We start from the raw sequence: 18,232 nt of genomic DNA on the forward strand, positions 1-18,232 counted from the left end.
GCGTCAAGGGGCTCCCGGCAGTCGATCGCGCGACCGCCGGGAGCCCAATTCATTACGCCAAAGCGTTGTACGTCGACCGATTCACCACGATCTGCACGGCCTGGAGCTGGGAGTAGCCAGGCTCAAACCCCACCGTAGTCGCTGCGACATACACCGGATGATCAATCCCTGCGCGGCGAAACGACATGGCCTTGCCCAAGCCGTTGCACACGCTGGCCCGACCAGCTTGCCCAATGAGCGTCAGCTCATCACGCCACGGCGGTCCAGACAGTTGCCTTTGCGCTTCCGCACTCGGCTCTACGCCGAGCACACTAAGGCATACCTGTACATAAGTTGCGCTGGCAAACTGAGACACCCCACGCGGATTTGGCCCCAAGTTCTCGGGGCTGATGAAGCTCGCCACGTACTTGCCGGTGTCATCCGGAGACCTGACAGTGAACGGCACAGCGTCACCGTTCAGGGGGTCTACTTCTGCCTTCAATTGGCCTATGCTGGCACCGTCCTTCAGGAACACTACCAACCGCTCTAGCTCGCCGCCACGGACCTGCAGACCAAACAATGGCTTGGCCTCTTGATCACCCTCTCGCAGGCGCACCGGGAACTGCTGCTTCGTCAGCCCGGCATAACGCGCCGCCGCCGAAGCCAGGTCCGATGACGACACCGCCGTTCGCGCCCCCGGAGCCGTGAGGATCGTAAAATGGTAGCCGCTCTGTTCGAAGTGCCCCCGAACCGTGAGATGGTACTCCGGCAAGCTCGGCATCTGGAGGTCTCCCGCCATCGCTCGCATTGTTTCGGGCGGCAAGACGCTGCCTACCGTTATCGCCGACGGCACCGGCGCGGAGGAAGCCGAACCACCCCCTCTACTAAGTAGGAGGAGGCCGAAAACGCCCACCACACCCAGCACTAGCAAGTAGCGTCGCATTACAGAGATCCCTTCGGTCGACGGTATACGAACGCCGATCATCTTACACTCCCCCATCACCAAAATCAAAAGGCATCTCGCTTAACCCCTAGGCGCACCTAAAATTACTTACGCCGTAAAACCGCCACCTGCCCCGCCATCCAAGTGGCTCGGGCATCCCAGATGCCCGGCTATTCCTCAAACCGTTCCACCTCAAACCGCCGAATCTCCACCACCTCATCCAGACCAATCCCACCCTTCTCGCGGCAAATTCGAATCTGCTCCTCCGCACTATCCACGCCCTCCAGATCCGGCAATAGCACCCCCTGCCGCCCGTCTCCAGACGTCACAATAATTCCATACCGCTTCGGATCCAGCCGCGCCACATCGCGCTCTACCACCGCCGCACCCAGCACGTCCACGCTAATCTTCAAATCCCCCAACTCCTCCGCCCTCACCGCCCCAAACCGCGGGTCCTGCGTCGCCGCTGCCACCGCATTCGCCATCACCTCCTCGGCCAAACTACGCTTCGCCGACGCCACCGTCCCAATGCACCCCCGCAACTCCCCATCCGCCTCATGCAGCGACACAAACGCCCCCGCCCGCCGGCGCCAACCCCCATCCAAGTCCTTCGGCGCCGCCATCACCTCACCTGTCTCCAAATAATGCCCAATCGCCTCCCGCGCCAACGCCGTAATCCTCGCCGCCTCCTCCACCGCCAACGTCGCCACCATATACCCCACCCCAAACGGCCCCTCATAGCTCAAAACCTCGGTTCGCACATCCACCCCCTCCAGCGCCCCCAGCAAAAACAAAATCGACCGCAGCCCACACTCCGCCCCCTCATTCAGCGTCACCGGATCAATCGCCAACAACGCCGGCGCGTCCCGCCGCCGTACCGCCGCCACAATCAACTCATCCAGCACCGGCCCCGCCGCCTTAAACCCGTACGGCCCATCCGCACGCAAAACATGACTCAAATCCCCCGACGCCACAATCCCATACCGCGTCTTCTCGCCCCGCACCCGCGCCCCCACCTCACGGCCATAATCAAAATAATATTGGTATGAGTCCTCGGTCACCAATATCTCCTCCACCGGCATCTCCCCCGAAAGCCGCCGCCGCAAATAGTACTCCGGCACCTCAAACCCATGGTCCTCATGCGGCGAAATCACAATCAGCTCCTCCACCCCCGCCTCAGCCAGCTCCCCCACCGCCCGCTCCAGCGCCGCAGTGGTCTTCCGCACCTTCTTGATATCCTCTCCGCCAATCTCCGGAATAATCAGCGGCGGATGGGGCGAAATCAGACCAAAAACCAGCACCAGCACCTCCCATCCCTTAAGTTAAAATAATAGTATCAGTGATTGTCCTTGGTCACCTCAGCCATCACATTGAGATCTACCCCAAAAACCTGAGTCTCAAAATTTCCTAAATCTTCTTCGCCGTGACGAGCCCATTAATATGCATCAGTAAAAAATGACACTTTGTGTCAAAAATCACCGAGCCACTCGAAGTGAGGCTGGGCCACAGCCACTTAACCAACAAAAAGCCACGCTTATAGCGTGGAAGCTTACGGGATTACACCGCCGAGCCCCGATGCAGGGCCCGGCGATGCACGCCGAGGAGCCGATCACTCACGCGACCTGAACCGCCTGAGTGATCCGAGGCAGAGCCAGATAGACCACGACGTCCTGGACATTCACCTCCTCCTGATGCGGAAAGCCGCCGAAGCCAGTACCCGACGCCACTTCGGCGTCCAGCTGCGGTCCGCCGATGAGCTGCAGCTTGCTCGCGACCCAGATCACGGCTTTGGCCGCATACGAGGCGAGCAACTCCGGCCGACCGGCCCAATCAAGCTCCTTCCGGTCGCGCAAGGCCATGGCGATGGACAGCTCCACCAGGTCAGAAAGCACCATCTGGTCACCGAAGAACGTAGCAGACCCCGCCAGACGGTCGAGCACACGCCCTCGCACCACCGGGTCTGCTTCCCTCTCCCAGGGAGCCACGATGGCCCAACTCTGGGACCCCCAGATGCCTATCTTGGGCCAGGAAGGACTATCATCCCCGAAAACCGGCAAACCGACCTCATCCACCACCAGGCCCAAGTACAAGCCGCAGGGCAGGCTCGCGGTGCAGACGAACTGCTCACCGAGAACGGACCGGCTAACCGGGTGAGCGAGCGAGCCGGCGCAGGGACAGGACTGGTCTCGGTCATGGACACTCCTCGAACAGGCTGGCGCAAACCAGCGGGCACACGGTGTGCTTATCAAGCATCTTATCCTAACAATCTTTCCGCTTAACCTACCCAATCCCGCTCAAACCCGCTACACTTACCCTCAAGCGAATTACCCTCGTTTCTCACCACATAACGACAACGTTGGAGGAACCATACTCATGAGCCACGAGCTCGACAAAGCCTATAATCCGTCTAAATACGAACCCGAAATCTACGCCCAATGGGAAGATTCCGGCGCGTTCAAGCCCGATCTCAAGGCCAAAAAAGATCCGTTCACTATCATCATGCCCCCGCCCAACGCCAACGGCCACATCCACATGGGCACTGCCATGTTCGTGATCGAAGACATCATGATCCGCTACCGCCGCATGCAAGGCCACCCCACGCTCTGGCTCCCCGGCACCGACCACGCCGGCATCGAGACCCAGGTCGTCTACGAGCGCCTGCTCGCGGGAGAAGGCAAGAGCCGCTTCGATTTCACGCGTGAGCAGTTCTACGCCGACGTCATGAAGTTCACTCGCAGCAACCAGTCCACCATCATCAATGAGCTCCGCAGCCTCGGCTTCAGCGCCGACTGGTCGCGCCTCCAGTTCACCCTCGACGACAAGATCGTCGCCACCGTCTACGACACCTTCCGCGAGCTCCACGACCAAGGCCTCATCTACCGCGCCAACCGCATCGTCAACTGGTGCCCCCACTGCCGCTCCGCCTTCGCCGACATCGAAGTCAAACACCGCGACCAAGTCGACCCGCTGTACTACATCAAGTACGGCCCATTCGTGCTCGCCACCGTCCGCCCCGAGACCAAATTCGGCGACACCGCCATTGCCGTAAACCCCAAGGACGAACGCTACGCCAAATACATCGGCAAAACCATCGAGGCCGAGGATCTCAATGGCCCCATCCATCTCAAGGTCATCGCCGACCCCCACATCGACCCCGCGTTCGGCACCGGCGCCATGAAAGTCACCCCTGCCCACGACCACAACGACTGGGAAATCGGCCTGCGCCACAATCTCGAGGTCAAACAAGTCATCGGCACCGACGGCCTCCTCACCGAGCTCGCCGGCCGTTACGCCGGCATGCCCATCGTCGAAGCACGTACCCAGGTCGCACGCGACCTCGAAGAGCGCGGCCTCATGGACCACGTCGACATGAATTACACCCACTCCATCGGCATCCACGACCGCTGCGGCACCCCCATCGAGCCCCTCGTGGTCGAACAATGGTGGCTCAAAGTCGACGAGCTCAAAAAACCCGCCATCGCCGCCATCAAGTCCGGCGAGGTCAAATTCGTCCCCGAGCGCTTCACCAAAATCGCCCTCGATTGGCTCGAAAACCTCCATGATTGGAACATTTCGAGGCAAAATTGGTGGGGCATCCGCGTGCCCGTGTATTACAACGCCGGCTCCGACACCACCAAGCCCGCCTACATCATCGCCATCGATGAATCCGAGGCCATCGCCACCTATGGCGCCGGCAACTACGAGGCCGAAACCGACAATTTCGACACCTGGTTTAGCTCCGGCCAATGGCCCTACGCCACCACCATGGCCACCGGCGACTTCGAGCGTGGCTTCTACCCCACCTCGGTCATGGAAACCGGCCGCGACATCCTCTTCCTCTGGGTCACCCGCATGATCATGTTCGGCCTGTTCAAGACCGGCCAAGTCCCGTTCAAAACCATCTACCTCCACGGCCTCGTCACCGACGGCACGGGCAAAAAGATGTCCAAATCCAAAGGCAACGTCATCAACCCCCTCGATATGACCAGCAAATACGGCACCGATGCCCTGCGCCTGGCCCTCACCATCGGCATCACCGCCGGCAACGACGGTCCCCTCTCCGAGTCCAAAATCGAAGGCTACCGCAACTTCAACAACAAACTCTGGAACGTGGCCCGCTTTATCCTCGGCCAGCTCCCCGACAACTACTCCCCCACTGCCCCCAAGCTCCACTCCCCCGCCGACCACTGGATGCTAGCCAAGCTCAACGCCGCCGTCAACGACGTTACCAGCTCAATCGAAGACTACCGCTTCTCCGAGGCCGGCCAGCTCATCTACGCCCTGCTCTGGGACGACTTCGCCGACTGGTATCTCGAAGCTTCCAAAATCTCCCCCAATCACGACCTGCTCACCCACGGCCTACAAACCATCTTGCAGCTCATTCATCCTATCGCCCCCTTCGTATCCGAAGCCATCTGGAGCGAACTGCCATGGCAATCCACCCAGCTCATCACCACACCTTGGCCCGTAGTAGACATTACAAGAACAAAAGCCGATCTATCTCGTCAACAAATACGAGAATTCGACGAAGTCGTCTCAATCGTCCGCGAAATCCGTACTACCCGCGCCGAGCTCAGCCTCGACAAAGCCACCGTCGTCTATATCGCCAGCCCATTTTGGGCAGCCAATGGCCCACTCATCGCCCGGCTGTCCCGCAACCTAGAGCTCAAACAAGCCGACCAATCAAAAGGCCTGCTGATCAACAGCTCACAAACCAAAGCCTGGCTCGCCGCCGACGACAAAACCATCGCTCAAACCATCACCCGGCTCACGGCTCAGCTCAACGAGAAGCGCACATACATGAAAGGTCTCGAAGCCAAGCTCGGCAATGCCAGCTACCTAGCCTCAGCCCCAGCCAAGATAGTGGGGGAGACTCGTGAGCGTCACGCAGAAACCCTAGCCTTGATTAAAAAGCTCGAAACTCAGCTTTCACGACTAAACTAGCTTATATCTGAGCCAAATCGTACGACACCTCGACGACTCTAAACCATATAAGGTATATTCTATACTTTATATGATGTAAAAAGACCCAGCCAAAACACATGGTTCAAACCCGAACCATTCCGCGTGATAAAATCATAACCATCATGACCCGCCCATCCTCCAGCCCCAATGCCTTCCTCGGCCTCACCGGCCTTCTCGTCATCGCCGTTGCCATCGCCCTGGCCGCCGCATGGCCCGCCGTCCGCACGGCGGCCCATGCCGAAGCCGACAAGCTCACCCGCGAAGCCGCTGGCGTGCCCATAGCCGAGGCCGCCGCCGATTACCAACTAGCCACCCTACTCGATCCCGCCAACCAATCCGCCTATCTCGGCCTGGCTCGCATCCAAATCACCGCCGGACATGCCGAGCAGGCCCTCGATACGCTCGACCAAGCCGGAAAGGGGAGTGAGGCTAGTCGCCTTCACGTCCGCACCCTGCTTGAGCTCGGGCGCGCCACTGAAGCCACCGACTACGTGGAGCCACTCCTCGGCACCGGCCACACCGACGACGGCATTATTCTGGCGGCGCTCGTTTACGCCCTCGGGAATCAAGCCAACCAAATCCCCTCACTGACCCCACTTGTAGCCTCACCAGAGACCGCTACGCGCCTTGCGCGCATTCAGGCCGGGAATCTACCGTTAGCCAGCGAGCTATATGCTAGCGGGCTCACAGAGAGCTCAAGGGTTTTACTCGTGCAACAACCCACCTCATTTGAGCGCAACCTACTTTTAGCCCGCATTCTCTACAACCGACATGCACCCGCCGATCTCACCACGGCCACCGACTTTCTCGTCGAAGCCATCGCGCTCAATCCCAGCGACCTAGCCGCTCATCAACTCCTCCGCAGCGTTTACATCGACCAAAACCAGATACCCGCCGCCGAAAGCCAACAGATACTCATTGACCGTCTCCAAGCCAACAAACCATAAGCACGAACATGAAAAAAACGCTTTTTAAAGCGTTTTTTTAAAACTACGTATTATATCTGGCGGAGAGGGTGGGATTCGAACCCACGGAAGCCTTGCGACCTCACCGCATTTCGAGTGCGGCGCACTAGTCCACTATGCGACCTCTCCAGAACCAATTAAAAATACCATATTTCAGCTCATTTGTTGAGCAATTTCAAATCGCGTGCAGCTCAAGCGCCCATCCTCTGAGACTCACAAAAGCAAAACCACTTATAAGATAGCGGCATAATTTGCACATTCTCGCCCATCGAGAACCCGCAGGCATAGCAGTACCCCAAAAAATAAACACCCGAAGGTGCTTATTGTAAACGTATAATTTCTGGTGCGCCCGGGAGGACTTGAACCTCCGACCCCCAGCACCGCAAGCTGATGCTCTATCCACTGAGCTACGAGCGCATATTTGACCATTGTACCGTCAGACTTTAGCACACCGTGGGCTCGAAATAAACCCTAAAAGCGCACGTACCGAGTAATACGCTCAATCACATCCGGCTCACGGTCGGCACGCGGCAAGTGACGCTCCAAATGCTCCACAATTTCATCCAGACTACTGCTATCGAAGAGTACCACCATGCGGGGACTAAAACGCTTGCTCGGCTCCAGATCAATCGAATGCCACTCCGTATCTTCCACCACACCAAACGACCTGAAATCCTCAAATCCGTATTTTTTCCCATCAATCGTGAGACCGTCACCATCCAGCTCGTAAAGCAGGGTGCGGGGTGCTTTGCGCGCATACACCACCACGGCTGCACCCATTGCCAAAAAAAGGCCTATCTCAAGCCATAAATGCAACCACACTGCCACCGCCGCCAAGACAAAAACAATCAAACCCAACACCCCATACCACAGGGGCGACTTGTGATGATGGACGAATTCCGAAGCCTGCCAACTTATTGGCTCTTCGGGTTCATCCAATTCCCCGGGTTCATCCGGACCTATGCCTTCGTCCGTCTCGTCCGGCAATTGTTCCTGAGCTTCTGGTTCTGGCTGTTGTGGCGCCTCGTCCGGCATATTCACTCCCTCTTGCCAAGCATTATGGCCCAACTAGCACCCCATGTACAATATCTCTATACTACTACCTGGAGGGGTCGCATAGCGGCCGAGTGCACCGGTCTTGAAAACCGGAGACCTTCACGGGTCCGTGGGTTCGAATCCCACCCCCTCCGCCATCACACCCATGATCAACGAACTGCGTACCAAGCGCGCCAAATTGGGCATCGCTCTTATCTATCTCGCCGGTCTCGGCTGGATCGCCGAACTCATTATTCCCTTCAGCCGACTGCCGCACAAAGGCATCACGCTCATAATTACCCTTGTCGTCGCCGAACTATGCTTCGGGGCCGGCGTTGCCGTGCTCGGCAAGCCCGTTTACGCAGCGCTCAAAGCGCGCCTCATTGCCTACCTTCGCCGACCACCGCAAGACTAAACCGTAGTCGCCGCCGGATCGTCGAGCAGATCGCCCGCTTGATGCGACCACAACTGCGCGTACAAACCGTCGCGCCCAAGCAGCTCGTCATGGGAGCCATCCTCCACCACCTGACCGTCACGGATCACCAAGATCCGGTCGAGCCGACGGATGGTCGACAGCCGGTGCGCCACCACAATCGTCGTGCGCCGCCGCATGAGCACTCCCATGGCCTCGGTGATATACCGCTCCGAGACCGAATCGAGCGAGCTGGTGGCTTCATCAAGCACCAAAATCGGCGCATCCTTGAGCAACGCCCGCGCAATCGCCACCCGCTGGCGCTGGCCGCCCGAGAGCTTCACGCCTCGCTCGCCCACAATCGTCTCGTAGCCATGATTAAGCTGGGTGATGAAGTCATCCGCGTGCGCCTTTTTGGCCGCCGCCAGCACCTCTTCGCGCGAGGCTTTTGGCTTTCCATAAGCAATATTCTCAAAAATGGAGCGATGAAACAGCAGTGGCTCCTGGGGCACATAGGCAATCGAACGCCGCAAGTCTTCCTGCCGCAAATGCGCAATATTTTGCCCATCAATGAGAATTTCCCCACTCTGAATGTCCATAAAGCGCAGCAGCAGCTTCGTAATCGTGGTCTTGCCCCCGCCCGACGGCCCCACCAGCCCCACCTTTTGCCCAGCGGGAATCACAATCTTCAGCCGATCAAGCAAGGCATCATCGTGCCGCTCATCGTGGTACGAAAACGTCACGTCCCGCAGCTCAATCGCGCCACGCACAATCCGGCTCGCTTCCGGCCTAGCCGGATCCACCACGTCATTGGGCTGCAAAATAATCTCGGTCATCTCGTTCGCATCCGCCAGTGACTCCTCGAAACGATCCATAAACCGCCCCAGGTTCCACAATTGGTTCACCAGCTGGAACAAAAACAGCTGAATCAAAATAATCGATCCAATCCCCAGCTTGCCCGACAACCCAAAGTAAATCGACAATCCGAGTACCAAAATATTCAGCACCGTGATCACCACACTCTTGTAGAGCCGAATCTGATCGCCGTACCGATACGCCTGAAACCGCAAATCTCGCCTATCCTGCGTGAGCCCCTCAAAGCCGCGCCGCTCTTCATCCGACCGCGCAAACGACCGAATCGTGAGCGTATTGGTGATAATATCGGCCAGCCGCGCTGTCACGAGCGTCTGAGCCGCTGCCGCCGCTTCAGAGTGCTTAAGCTTACGCCGGTGCAGATACACCACCGACCCACTAAATATCGCCGTCCAAAGCAAAAACACCAGCGCTATCACCACATTCAGGTAAAACAAAATCGCCATAATGAACACGTATCGATACAGCAGCATCGCAAAGTCGCCGGTCGCCGTTTCAATAATCTTCTGATACGAGCTCGTAAACCGGCTCACCTTCGCCACCAACGCACCGCTAAAATTATCCGCAAAGAATCCCATACTATGGCTCTGCAAAGCCTTATAACTCATGTCCTCCAAGTCACGAGTCACATTGGGCTCCAGCCGAATGTACGGCTGCATCATGACCCGCGACACCACCACATTCACCACCCGCACCGCCACATATGCCCACAAAAACGGCGCAAAATCCGCCAGCGTCAAACTTCCCGCTGCCGCATGCGACAACCGATTGATCACCTGGCTCACGATAAACGGCGCGGCGATTTCTGAGGTCAAAACCCACAAGATAGCGCCGGCTTCAGAGGCTAGCAGCAGCCCCTTGTAGCGCCATGTCGCCTGCCAAAATAACCGTAATGTTTCTTTTGTCATACCTTCCCATTCTACCCAAGCAAAAACCCGATCGCTATACGCGTCGGGTGCTTGCTCTGGCGGAGAGGGAGAGATTCGAACTCTCGCGGGGGATTACTCCCCCCTACAGGTTTAGCAAACCCGCCCCTTCAGCCACTTGGGTACCTCTCCACGCCACTGAACGTTAGTAACTATAATGGCATTTGGCTTTTTGCTCAAGATTTAGCTCCCGGTGGGGGCCCACGCACACGGCGCAGGCCCCCACCTCGGTCTTCGCTAGCGGTCCGCCGCGTTGGCCGCTACCGCATCCAGCATGGCTCCGAGGCCGGCTCGCTGCGACCACAGGTCGACGTAGAGATCCATGCGCCCAACCGGCTTCAAGTGAACGATGCCGTCGACCCACGTTATCCGCGCCTGAGCGAAGATCACCGTCGGATGACCCGAGGCTAAGTGCAGGTCGTAGCCCTCCAGGTCCGTGCTCCCCAGTAGTTCCCGCACCGTGCCGAGATGACTCTCCAGCGGGAACTTCATGGCGATGACCGTCGCGCGGAAACGCTCGGCCTGGATTTTCTCCCGCCCTGCGAATCTGTAGACATTCACCGCGCACCAGAGGACCAAACTTGCCGTCACCAGTATGACCGCGATCGCCATGATGGGCTTGTCGGTACTCTGCTTATCCGGGTTGCGGTCGAGCTCCGAGAAGATGGCCGGAACCACCCAGCGCCATCCGGCCCAGGTGGCCACAGCGATCAGAAGGGCCATCACGATCCAGATATAGCCAAGAATGTCCCTCTCCGGCCGGAACTCGGTCGGAAACTGCCGCTCTTCGTGCACCTTGCGCACCGCGTCGTCCACTGTCGAATACCGCATGGCATGCCCCCTTTGGGCTCGTTTGGACTTGCATCGGATTGGCTAACGAAAAGCCGTACAATTCATAACACATTTTAGCAAAAATGGCTAGGCTAAGAGCGCAAACCCTCAACCGCCCACAACAGCAAGCCCCGTGGCTCCGACAAACGATGGTACACCTCGCGCACGATCAAATACCCCATCATCACGACCACCGCCGTTATCAAGAGCTCCAACACCGACACCGCCGACCGCATCACCAGAAAGGTAAAAAACAGCACACCCATCTTGGCAATCCGCTTATCACTGAGCAATAAAAGCGTAATCGGAAGCATGAAATGCCACGGCAGCAGCACCCCCGTCAGGCACAATGGCACCAGCAAACTTGCCAACGCCAAAGCCTCCCAACTCGACACCCGATGACGCACATACAACCAAAAAATCCCTGCGTAGCCCGCGAAAAAAAGGCCATATGAAGCCAAATAAATATATTGAGCCGGCGCCCACGGAAACAAGCCATACATCAACAGCGAAATTCGCGCCGTCACACCACCCCCTTGAGCCGCCTGTACCATTGGCAGCCAATCAAATCCCACCAACGGCTTCAGCGCCAGCAGCAGACCTACCAGCGCCACCGTCACCCAAACGCCCACCACCACGCCCTGACGCCAACTTTTGGCCAAAAACGGCCAAAAGATTATCATATGCGGCTTGATCAACACCGCCGCGGCCGTCAGCAATCCCCGGACCGGCGCCCGCTGGTAATAGCCCGCCATCAACAAGAACGCCGCCATCACAATATCGGTGTGGGGCGTAGCCACGGTGTCGGCCAGCACCACCGGATTGATCAGTAGCACATAGGCAACTGACTTTCTGCCGGTAAGCCGGTACAAATACCACGCGCAAGCCAAAAGCCCAGCCAGATTCAGCAATTTGAGCGCTATGAGCCCGCCCACCAACCGATTATTGCTGATGAAATTCACCCCCACCATCATGGCCTCCCACAGTGGGCCATACGGGCTGGGAATCCGTGTCCACCAAATATGCGCAAACGGCTGCGAATACTGATCGACCGGCACCTCGTACGGCAGATGCACATACGGCGACAAATGCCAGATTCGAATCATTTCGCCGTCAAACAAATATCGCAGGTGATCCCGCGAGGTACCCGGAAAAGTCGCCACCGCCACCACCAGTAACGCCGCTACCAGCAGCCAATCGAGGCGCGCCGGCAACCGCCGCCACCACACTGCCGTCATCAGCGCTCCCAGCCCCCCCAGCACAAACAACAGGGGAGACGAATGAAAGTTATAATCCGAAAATGAGTAGGAAAATACGGCCTGAATGATAAAGAGAATCAGGTAGAGTAATCCGAGAGCCAGCCGTATCATTCCTCGATTGTAGCAAACATCGACCAAAACGCTTATGCCAAATCTCCGGCATCCCGCATACGCCGCGCCACCACTGCGCCCCAAATCCATTCGGCTCCCGCCTGCCTCAAAACCTCGGCACATTGGTTCAGTGTGGCGCCGGTAGTAATCACGTCATCCACCGCCAAAACCCTCAGGCCGTCCACCCGCCGCGAAGCCGCAAACGCGCCTCGCACTTGCTCCAAGCGCGTGCGCCGGTCCTCGCCCAGTTGATGGGCCGAATTAGTGCGAACCAGCAAAGACGCGTAGGGGAGTGCCAGGCGCGCCGCCACCCGTCGGCCAATAAGCTCGCTCTGATTGTACCCCCGCTCATGATACCGAGCCGGCGATATGGGCACCGCCGTCACCACATCCACGCGCATATCCTCCGGCAAACCACTCACCACCAGCTCCGCCGCCACCTCGGCCGCCACGCGTAACCGATGAAATTTCAGACGCAAGATGAGCTCGCGCACCGAACCCGCATAACTCACTCCCACGCTTGCGCCCATCAAGCTAAATTGCTCGCGGCAGATCATGCAAGTGGCACCGCCCAGCGAGTTGCGGCCACACCCAAAACACCGCGGCCGCAAATTTTGCCGCCCTGCCCGCACACAGGTTGCGCACAATACAGCGCCCTCTGTACCGCATTCCAAACACTGCACCGGGGTCAAAAACGAGAGTAACCGGTCGAGAATCATCTGCCAACTTGCCTTTCATCTGAACGTCCCGCTATAATAGGCAAAAGCTGCCTGCACCGCAAATCACAAAAGCAGGCACGAGAATCCCACAAGCCATTAACGCGGAGACTCACCTGCATGCCGGGCAAGAAAAACGCTGCTATGAACGATCAAGATAACGTACTACAAGATGATTTCCTCGATGCACCTGTAGAGGGCGAGGAAGATTGGATGGCGGAGGCCGAAGGCCAATTGGCCGTTGACGTCTACCAGACCAAAGAAAACGTCGTCATCAAGGCCCCCATCGCCGGCGTCACGCCGGACAAAATCGACATCGAGGTGGCCGAAGACGTCGTCACCATCCGTGGCGAGCGCGTCGAAGAAAAAGAGGTCGACCGCGAGCACTACTACGTACAAGAGTGCTACTGGGGATCCTTCTCCCGGTCAGTCATCCTACCCACCTCCACCATCGCCGAGAAAGCCGCCGCCAGCCTCAAGGACGGCGTCCTCACCGTCACCATCCCCAAGGTGGCCCAAGACAAAGTCAAAAAGATCAAGGTCAAGCCCGTCGTCTAGACCCCTCAAAAGGCCTGCGCCAAAAAGCACCGCCCTGCGGTGCTTTTTTCGTTATCCCCGCAGCCCCGGGGCTCCAGAGGAGAGACGCACCGGCGACAGGCTCACGCCAGACAACACCCAGCAAAGAGGGAAGTCGGAGGTAGAGTTCGTGGGACCAAGCCGGTGCGTCTCTCCGCCGGAGCCCCACACACAGCCGCGCCAACAAAAAAGAGACCCTCGCGGGCCTCTCTTTTCCAATGGACCGAAAGCTAACTAGCAGTAGACAAAGCATTGACCACGAACTGAACGAGCGCAAACGATATCACCGCCACCACAATACCCACGATAGCGTACAGAATGGTGTCTTTAGCAGTCGTGACCGCCTTGGAGTCACCACCCGAGGTCACGTAGCGCAAGCCGCCGATGATCAAGTAGATCACCGAGATAGCACCCACAATGAAGATCAATGTGTTAGCGATGACGGTAAAGATGCCGCCTTGGCCAAACAAACTCTCTCGCTGGCTACCACCCTGCGAACAAGCAGTGCCGGCCTTCAGCGGATCGCTGTCCGCGTTGCCGTTGATCTGGCCAGTATTGCAATCGCTCGCCAGCGCGTACACCGGCGCCGACGAAACGGTCACTGCCGCCACCGAAGCCGAGCTCACACCGAGCACCATCACGAGGGCCTGGAGTGACACCGCCACTTTCTTAGCTAATGTTTCTATACCCATCGTTATGAATACTCCTTATATATACGATTCACTTTGAGCAGACCTTAGCATAAGCATTAACGCAATGCAATGTAGAGGCCAACGCCACAAACGCCTAACTTGCCTGTGCCAAAGAATTAACCACGAAGTTGACCACACCAAACGCTACGATCGCCACCACCACTCCGATGATCGCGTACAAAATCGTATCCTTGGCCGCCGTCACCGCCTTGGAATCACCGCCAGAGGTCACGTACCGAAAACCGCCGATGATCAAATAAATCACCGACACCGCCCCCACCACAAACGTCAACGTATTAGCCACGGATGTAAACACGCCTCCCGGCCCAAACAACGTCTGCCTCTGGCTACCCCCTTTAGAACACGCCGCCCCCGAGCCAATCGGATCGGTAATCGCACCGCCCAGGCTCGGATCACTACATGTCGTCGCGGGCGCCGCCAACACTGGCATCGGCGCCGCCAACACCACGCCCAAGCCCAGCACAAGCACCACCGACTGCATCATGCCAACCATCGTTCCACCCAACAATACCGCTAATCTCCTCACCGCCATCTCCTCATTTACCGCCCGATACTACCATTCACAAACGCTACGATCGCATACGCCACAATGGCGATCGCGACCCCCATCACCGCGTACAAAACCGTATTGCGGCCGGCTTCTGCCTGCTTGGCATCACCGCGCGACAACACATAGCGCAGTCCGCCCACAATGATCATAATCACCGACACCGAGCCAATCACAAACGTCAGCGCCGTCGAGATATTCAAGAAAGCGTGGCTCAGCGTGTTTTTATTGCAAGAGTCGCCACACGCCGCGTCCAGACCACCCGTGATCGTGGTGCTAGCGTCAGCCAAGAATGCCACCAAACTACTCATCACCCGTACCTCTCATGGTTATCATAATAAACCCCTCCGCACACCTTGGCTACAAAGCATTCGCGACGAAAAACACGATTCCATACGCCACAATCGCCAATGCCACGCCCACCATCGAATAAATCAACGACTCCCGAGCCTGCTGATACCGCTTGGGGCTACCGGACGCCAATGCCATCTGCAAGCCGCTCACGATCACAAAAATCAGCGCCAGCCCGCCGATCACTCCCACAATCGCCTGCACAATATTGGTCAGCGCCACGTCAAGCGTCGGCGTGTTCGCCTTACCGGCACAACCACCAATCTCATCGCACGTGATCTTGATGTCCGCCGCACCCATGCGCAGCCATTCCCACATCATCTAAAACGCTCCCACAATATACGTAATAATAGCGTACGCCATAATAATCAGCACCAGCCCCACCATGTCATACAAAATAATATCCTTAGCGCGCTTTATCCGCCCCGGATCGCCCATCGCCGTAATGTAGTAAATCGACGCCACCAGCAGCAAAATTACCGCCAACGAGCCCGAAATCGCGATCAAAATGCGCACCAAGTTGCCGATGATAATCGCCACATCCGCCACCGAATGAACTTGCGGCGTTGTGCCACCGGCCGTACACAGCCCATCGTACAAACTCGGCAGAATGCCGGTACTCGTACCACACCCAGTACCCGCAGCCGCCAAATGGAACGGTTGCACCACCTGCTGAAGCATCACAGCAAGATTCCGCCCGGTATCAGGAAGTTCAAAATCGCGAACATCAGCATGTACAGCACAAGAGCCGTAACCGCCTGAATAATGCGCTTCTTGGCCGCCTTCACCCGTGTCGGGTCGCCGGCCGAAGTAATGTACTGAATGCCCGCAATCACGAACACCAGCAAAATTATTGCCCCCACCAGACCATTTACGAGCGCCAAGATCATTTTGAGGTAAAACAAAATCGGCCCACCCGGCTGATCCGACGGTACCTGCACGGTATTACCCGTACAGTCACCCTTATGCAAAAAGTTCGACAGCACCGGCACCGAAATGCACACCAACTTGCCATTGTCTGCAAGAGGATCGAGCGAAGTCGTAGCCACCGGCGCCGGCGAGCTCGAATCCTGCGGCTGACCGATGCAAATCCCGTTATCAGCTGGCACTTGGCCTCCGGGACAGGTAAGCGCCGCATTCGCCACACCCATATGAAGAGCTGCGGCCAAAACGGCCACCGCCACGCCCAACGAAACCAATCCAACACGCTTCATTGGCTGCATTGTACCGATGAGAGGGTCCATAAGTCAAAATTCTAACGCTCCAAAATTGCATTGACGATTTGCGCAATTAGAAGTATAATAAGCTTAAGGTTTTCCACTCCACGCGAGGTGAGATCCAGCACATGAACAGTCCCGCTCTAGTCCACGTCAACGGATGAGAGGATCCGGAGATGAGTGTAGCAACAGACCTGCGCCCGCCCGGCGACCCCGGCCCGCAGCGTCCATCGCACAAGCACCAGCCACTCTGGTACGCCTCGGTCTACGCCGCGCCGGCGATCAGCATCATCTTGCTGGTCATCCTTGCGATCGCCGCCCTGGGCTCGTCCAACGCCCCAGCCGGCACACCCCGGCACGGCACCGCCCTGGGATCGGACCCACACTCCGGCCCCACGTACCCGGCGGGCAACGCCGAGATCACGCACGCCCCCACCACCCCGCCGGCCCACGCTGCCCCGCAGCCCTCGGATCTCTTCCCGAGCCATCCCATCGAGCTGCCGATCGGCGCCAAGCCAGGCTCCGACGCAATGAAGGCCGGCATCGTCGGCCGGCAAACCGAATGGTGGCGCCACGTGGAGTACTACGTCAGCACCGGCCAGACCATGCCGGTGCCACCACTCAGCGCCCGCACCACAGAGTGGGTGGAGTACACCAACTTCTGGGCCAGCGACGTTCCCACCGGTACGGCCGCCGGCTTCCCGCTCAACCCGTACGCCGGCATCCCGTACGCCGCCGCCAGCGTCGTAATGCGAGAGTCGGACCCGTCCTACCCCGTGTCGCGCTCCGACGGCATCCACACGGTCAAGGTCGACATCAACCAGCCGGTCACCGCCGGCGATGTCACCCCAGCCAGCCTGGGACCAAACTCGTCGGTGCGCTACTACCTGGACGGCAAGCCCACCGTCGGCACGCTCTACGTCTTGGAGCGCTGGGAGTACCCCATCAATGGAGTACCCACCGCGTTCATCGCCCGCAAGACCTGCCCCGCCGGCTCCACCCCGGCAACCTGCTCACCCGACGACTGAGCGCACCGCCGAGCGCCCCCGATCTGGGCGCCCTTACCCCCGATTAGTGAACCCGATCGGGGGTTCGCTGCGCCCGGACACAATTAACTAGCCACTCCGAAATTGCTAATGCTATACTTGAGGCCATGAAGAGGCGGTTGTTTGGCGTATTCCTCACGCTCTTTACGAGTGTAGCAGCGCTTTTTGCGTACGCGCCGCCCGCCACTGCCGCAGGCGAAACCTACATCTTCGACTCACAAACCGGCAACATCGTCGGCGCGAAGGGAGTCTTCGACCAAGGTGGTCGCATACCACCAGCGGGCGTATTCGTCAAAAATGGCAACAACTACATCCTCACTCCCCAGCTTGACATCGCCGGCTGCAAAATCGCCGCCACCATCAGCAGCGTCGTCACCAAGCCCGATGGCAGCGCCACCGGCACACTCAATGCCGCACCACTCACCGGCTGCAGCGGCCCTCCAGGCATCACCAGCAGTCCCATCGACATCGCTTCATCCTCGGCCGCGGGCACCGGCGGGGGCAGCGCCGATCCGGTAGACTGCCAAGCCGGCTCATTCGGCTGGCTCATCTGCGGCGCCATCAAACTGCTCGTGAGCGTCGTCGACACCATCCGCGACAAAGTCATCGTGCCCTTCCTCAAAGAACCCCCCCTCGACAGCTCCAGTCCCGACTACAAAACCGCCTTTGGCATTTGGGGTACCTTCCGCAACCTTGCCAGTGTCTTCTTTATTCTCATCTTCTTCCTCATTGTCATTGGTACCGCTGCCGGCTTCGACAACTACACC

The 18,232-nt window shown here is 58.2% G+C and carries 20 protein-coding genes and 4 tRNA genes; 7 read left to right on the forward strand and 17 right to left on the reverse strand.

From position 1 onward, the window contains the following. Positions 1-52: 52 nt before the first annotated feature. The 3 genes from VMT30_00495 to VMT30_00505 all read right to left on the reverse strand — a co-directional run bounded on the left by VMT30_00495 (position 53) and on the right by VMT30_00505 (position 2,877). Positions 53-922: a hypothetical protein gene (locus VMT30_00495; protein HVQ43436.1), complete on the reverse strand. Its 870-nt coding sequence runs from the start codon at positions 920-922 to the stop codon at positions 53-55. A gap of 170 nt (positions 923-1,092) precedes the next feature. Further along, positions 1,093-2,229, reverse strand: a complete 1,137-nt coding sequence (gene amrA / locus VMT30_00500; protein HVQ43437.1) for an AmmeMemoRadiSam system protein A — start codon at positions 2,227-2,229, stop codon at positions 1,093-1,095. Between the two features lie 306 nt (positions 2,230-2,535). Next, positions 2,536-2,877 (reverse strand): hypothetical protein, encoded by a 342-nt coding sequence (locus VMT30_00505; GenBank protein HVQ43438.1) that lies wholly within the window; start codon positions 2,875-2,877, stop codon positions 2,536-2,538. Positions 2,878-3,295: 418 nt separating this feature from the next. Between VMT30_00505 and VMT30_00510 the strand changes: the two genes are divergently transcribed. Beyond that, positions 3,296-5,866, forward strand: a complete 2,571-nt coding sequence (locus VMT30_00510; protein ID HVQ43439.1) for a valine--tRNA ligase — start codon at positions 3,296-3,298, stop codon at positions 5,864-5,866. Between the two features lie 143 nt (positions 5,867-6,009). Continuing rightward, a complete protein-coding gene (locus VMT30_00515) occupies positions 6,010-6,834 on the forward strand; it encodes a hypothetical protein (GenBank protein HVQ43440.1) in 825 nt (274 codons plus the stop codon). 57 nt (positions 6,835-6,891) lie between these two features. Here VMT30_00515 and VMT30_00520 read toward each other — a convergent pair. The 3 genes from VMT30_00520 to VMT30_00530 all read right to left on the reverse strand — a co-directional run bounded on the left by VMT30_00520 (position 6,892) and on the right by VMT30_00530 (position 7,887). Further along, a tRNA-Ser gene (locus VMT30_00520) sits at positions 6,892-6,981 on the reverse strand. A gap of 212 nt (positions 6,982-7,193) precedes the next feature. Next, positions 7,194-7,269 (reverse strand) — tRNA-Arg (locus VMT30_00525). A 54-nt stretch (positions 7,270-7,323) separates the two neighbouring features. Further along, positions 7,324-7,887: a hypothetical protein gene (locus VMT30_00530; protein ID HVQ43441.1), complete on the reverse strand. Its 564-nt coding sequence runs from the start codon at positions 7,885-7,887 to the stop codon at positions 7,324-7,326. 70 nt (positions 7,888-7,957) lie between these two features. Between VMT30_00530 and VMT30_00535 the strand changes: the two genes are divergently transcribed. Both VMT30_00535 and VMT30_00540 read left to right on the forward strand, forming a co-directional pair. Further along, a tRNA-Ser gene (locus tag VMT30_00535) sits at positions 7,958-8,045 on the forward strand. A gap of 8 nt (positions 8,046-8,053) precedes the next feature. Next, positions 8,054-8,302 (forward strand): transporter suffix domain-containing protein, encoded by a 249-nt coding sequence (locus VMT30_00540; GenBank protein ID HVQ43442.1) that lies wholly within the window; start codon positions 8,054-8,056, stop codon positions 8,300-8,302. On the opposite strand, the gene VMT30_00545 is transcribed toward VMT30_00540, so the two are convergent. The 5 genes from VMT30_00545 to VMT30_00565 form a co-directional block, all read right to left on the reverse strand. Continuing rightward, positions 8,299-10,080, reverse strand: a complete 1,782-nt coding sequence (locus tag VMT30_00545) for an ABC transporter ATP-binding protein (GenBank protein ID HVQ43443.1) — start codon at positions 10,078-10,080, stop codon at positions 8,299-8,301. The genes VMT30_00540 and VMT30_00545 overlap by 4 nt on opposite strands. A gap of 57 nt (positions 10,081-10,137) precedes the next feature. Beyond that, positions 10,138-10,230: transfer RNA gene (locus tag VMT30_00550), tRNA-Ser, on the reverse strand. Between the two features lie 105 nt (positions 10,231-10,335). After that, positions 10,336-10,929: a hypothetical protein gene (locus tag VMT30_00555; GenBank protein ID HVQ43444.1), complete on the reverse strand. Its 594-nt coding sequence runs from the start codon at positions 10,927-10,929 to the stop codon at positions 10,336-10,338. 92 nt (positions 10,930-11,021) lie between these two features. Next, positions 11,022-12,299 (reverse strand): hypothetical protein, encoded by a 1,278-nt coding sequence (locus tag VMT30_00560; GenBank protein HVQ43445.1) that lies wholly within the window; start codon positions 12,297-12,299, stop codon positions 11,022-11,024. A gap of 32 nt (positions 12,300-12,331) precedes the next feature. Next, complete coding sequence (locus VMT30_00565) at positions 12,332-12,856, reverse strand: phosphoribosyltransferase family protein (GenBank protein ID HVQ43446.1); 525 nt, start codon at positions 12,854-12,856, stop codon at positions 12,332-12,334. Positions 12,857-13,135: 279 nt separating this feature from the next. Between VMT30_00565 and VMT30_00570 the strand changes: the two genes are divergently transcribed. After that, a complete protein-coding gene (locus tag VMT30_00570; protein HVQ43447.1) occupies positions 13,136-13,573 on the forward strand; it encodes an Hsp20/alpha crystallin family protein in 438 nt (145 codons plus the stop codon). Between the two features lie 248 nt (positions 13,574-13,821). On the opposite strand, the gene VMT30_00575 is transcribed toward VMT30_00570, so the two are convergent. From VMT30_00575 to VMT30_00600, 6 genes are all read right to left on the reverse strand, one after another. Further along, positions 13,822-14,283, reverse strand: coding sequence for a hypothetical protein (locus tag VMT30_00575; GenBank protein HVQ43448.1), 462 nt, complete (start codon positions 14,281-14,283; stop codon positions 13,822-13,824). Between the two features lie 94 nt (positions 14,284-14,377). Then, positions 14,378-14,830, reverse strand: coding sequence for a hypothetical protein (locus tag VMT30_00580; protein HVQ43449.1), 453 nt, complete (start codon positions 14,828-14,830; stop codon positions 14,378-14,380). Between the two features lie 14 nt (positions 14,831-14,844). Further along, complete coding sequence (locus tag VMT30_00585) at positions 14,845-15,162, reverse strand: hypothetical protein (GenBank protein HVQ43450.1); 318 nt, start codon at positions 15,160-15,162, stop codon at positions 14,845-14,847. A 49-nt stretch (positions 15,163-15,211) separates the two neighbouring features. Then, positions 15,212-15,523 (reverse strand): hypothetical protein, encoded by a 312-nt coding sequence (locus tag VMT30_00590; protein HVQ43451.1) that lies wholly within the window; start codon positions 15,521-15,523, stop codon positions 15,212-15,214. Beyond that, positions 15,524-15,883, reverse strand: a complete 360-nt coding sequence (locus VMT30_00595; protein HVQ43452.1) for a hypothetical protein — start codon at positions 15,881-15,883, stop codon at positions 15,524-15,526. Further along, the gene (locus VMT30_00600) at positions 15,883-16,416 is read right to left on the reverse strand and encodes a pilin (GenBank protein HVQ43453.1); all 534 of its coding nucleotides are present in this window, start codon (positions 16,414-16,416) and stop codon (positions 15,883-15,885) included. The genes VMT30_00595 and VMT30_00600 overlap by 1 nt, the downstream gene beginning before the upstream one ends. Before the next feature lie 179 nt (positions 16,417-16,595). On the opposite strand from VMT30_00600, the gene VMT30_00605 reads away from it, so the two are divergent. Both VMT30_00605 and VMT30_00610 read left to right on the forward strand, forming a co-directional pair. Further along, the gene (locus VMT30_00605) at positions 16,596-17,447 is read left to right on the forward strand and encodes a hypothetical protein (protein HVQ43454.1); all 852 of its coding nucleotides are present in this window, start codon (positions 16,596-16,598) and stop codon (positions 17,445-17,447) included. Between the two features lie 125 nt (positions 17,448-17,572). Continuing rightward, a partial coding sequence (locus tag VMT30_00610; protein HVQ43455.1) for a hypothetical protein occupies positions 17,573-18,232 on the forward strand: 660 nt, incomplete at its 3' end.

This window comes from Candidatus Saccharimonadia bacterium (assembly GCA_035544015.1).
In the GTDB taxonomy this organism is placed as follows: Bacteria; Patescibacteriota; Saccharimonadia; order UBA4664; family UBA4664; genus UBA5169.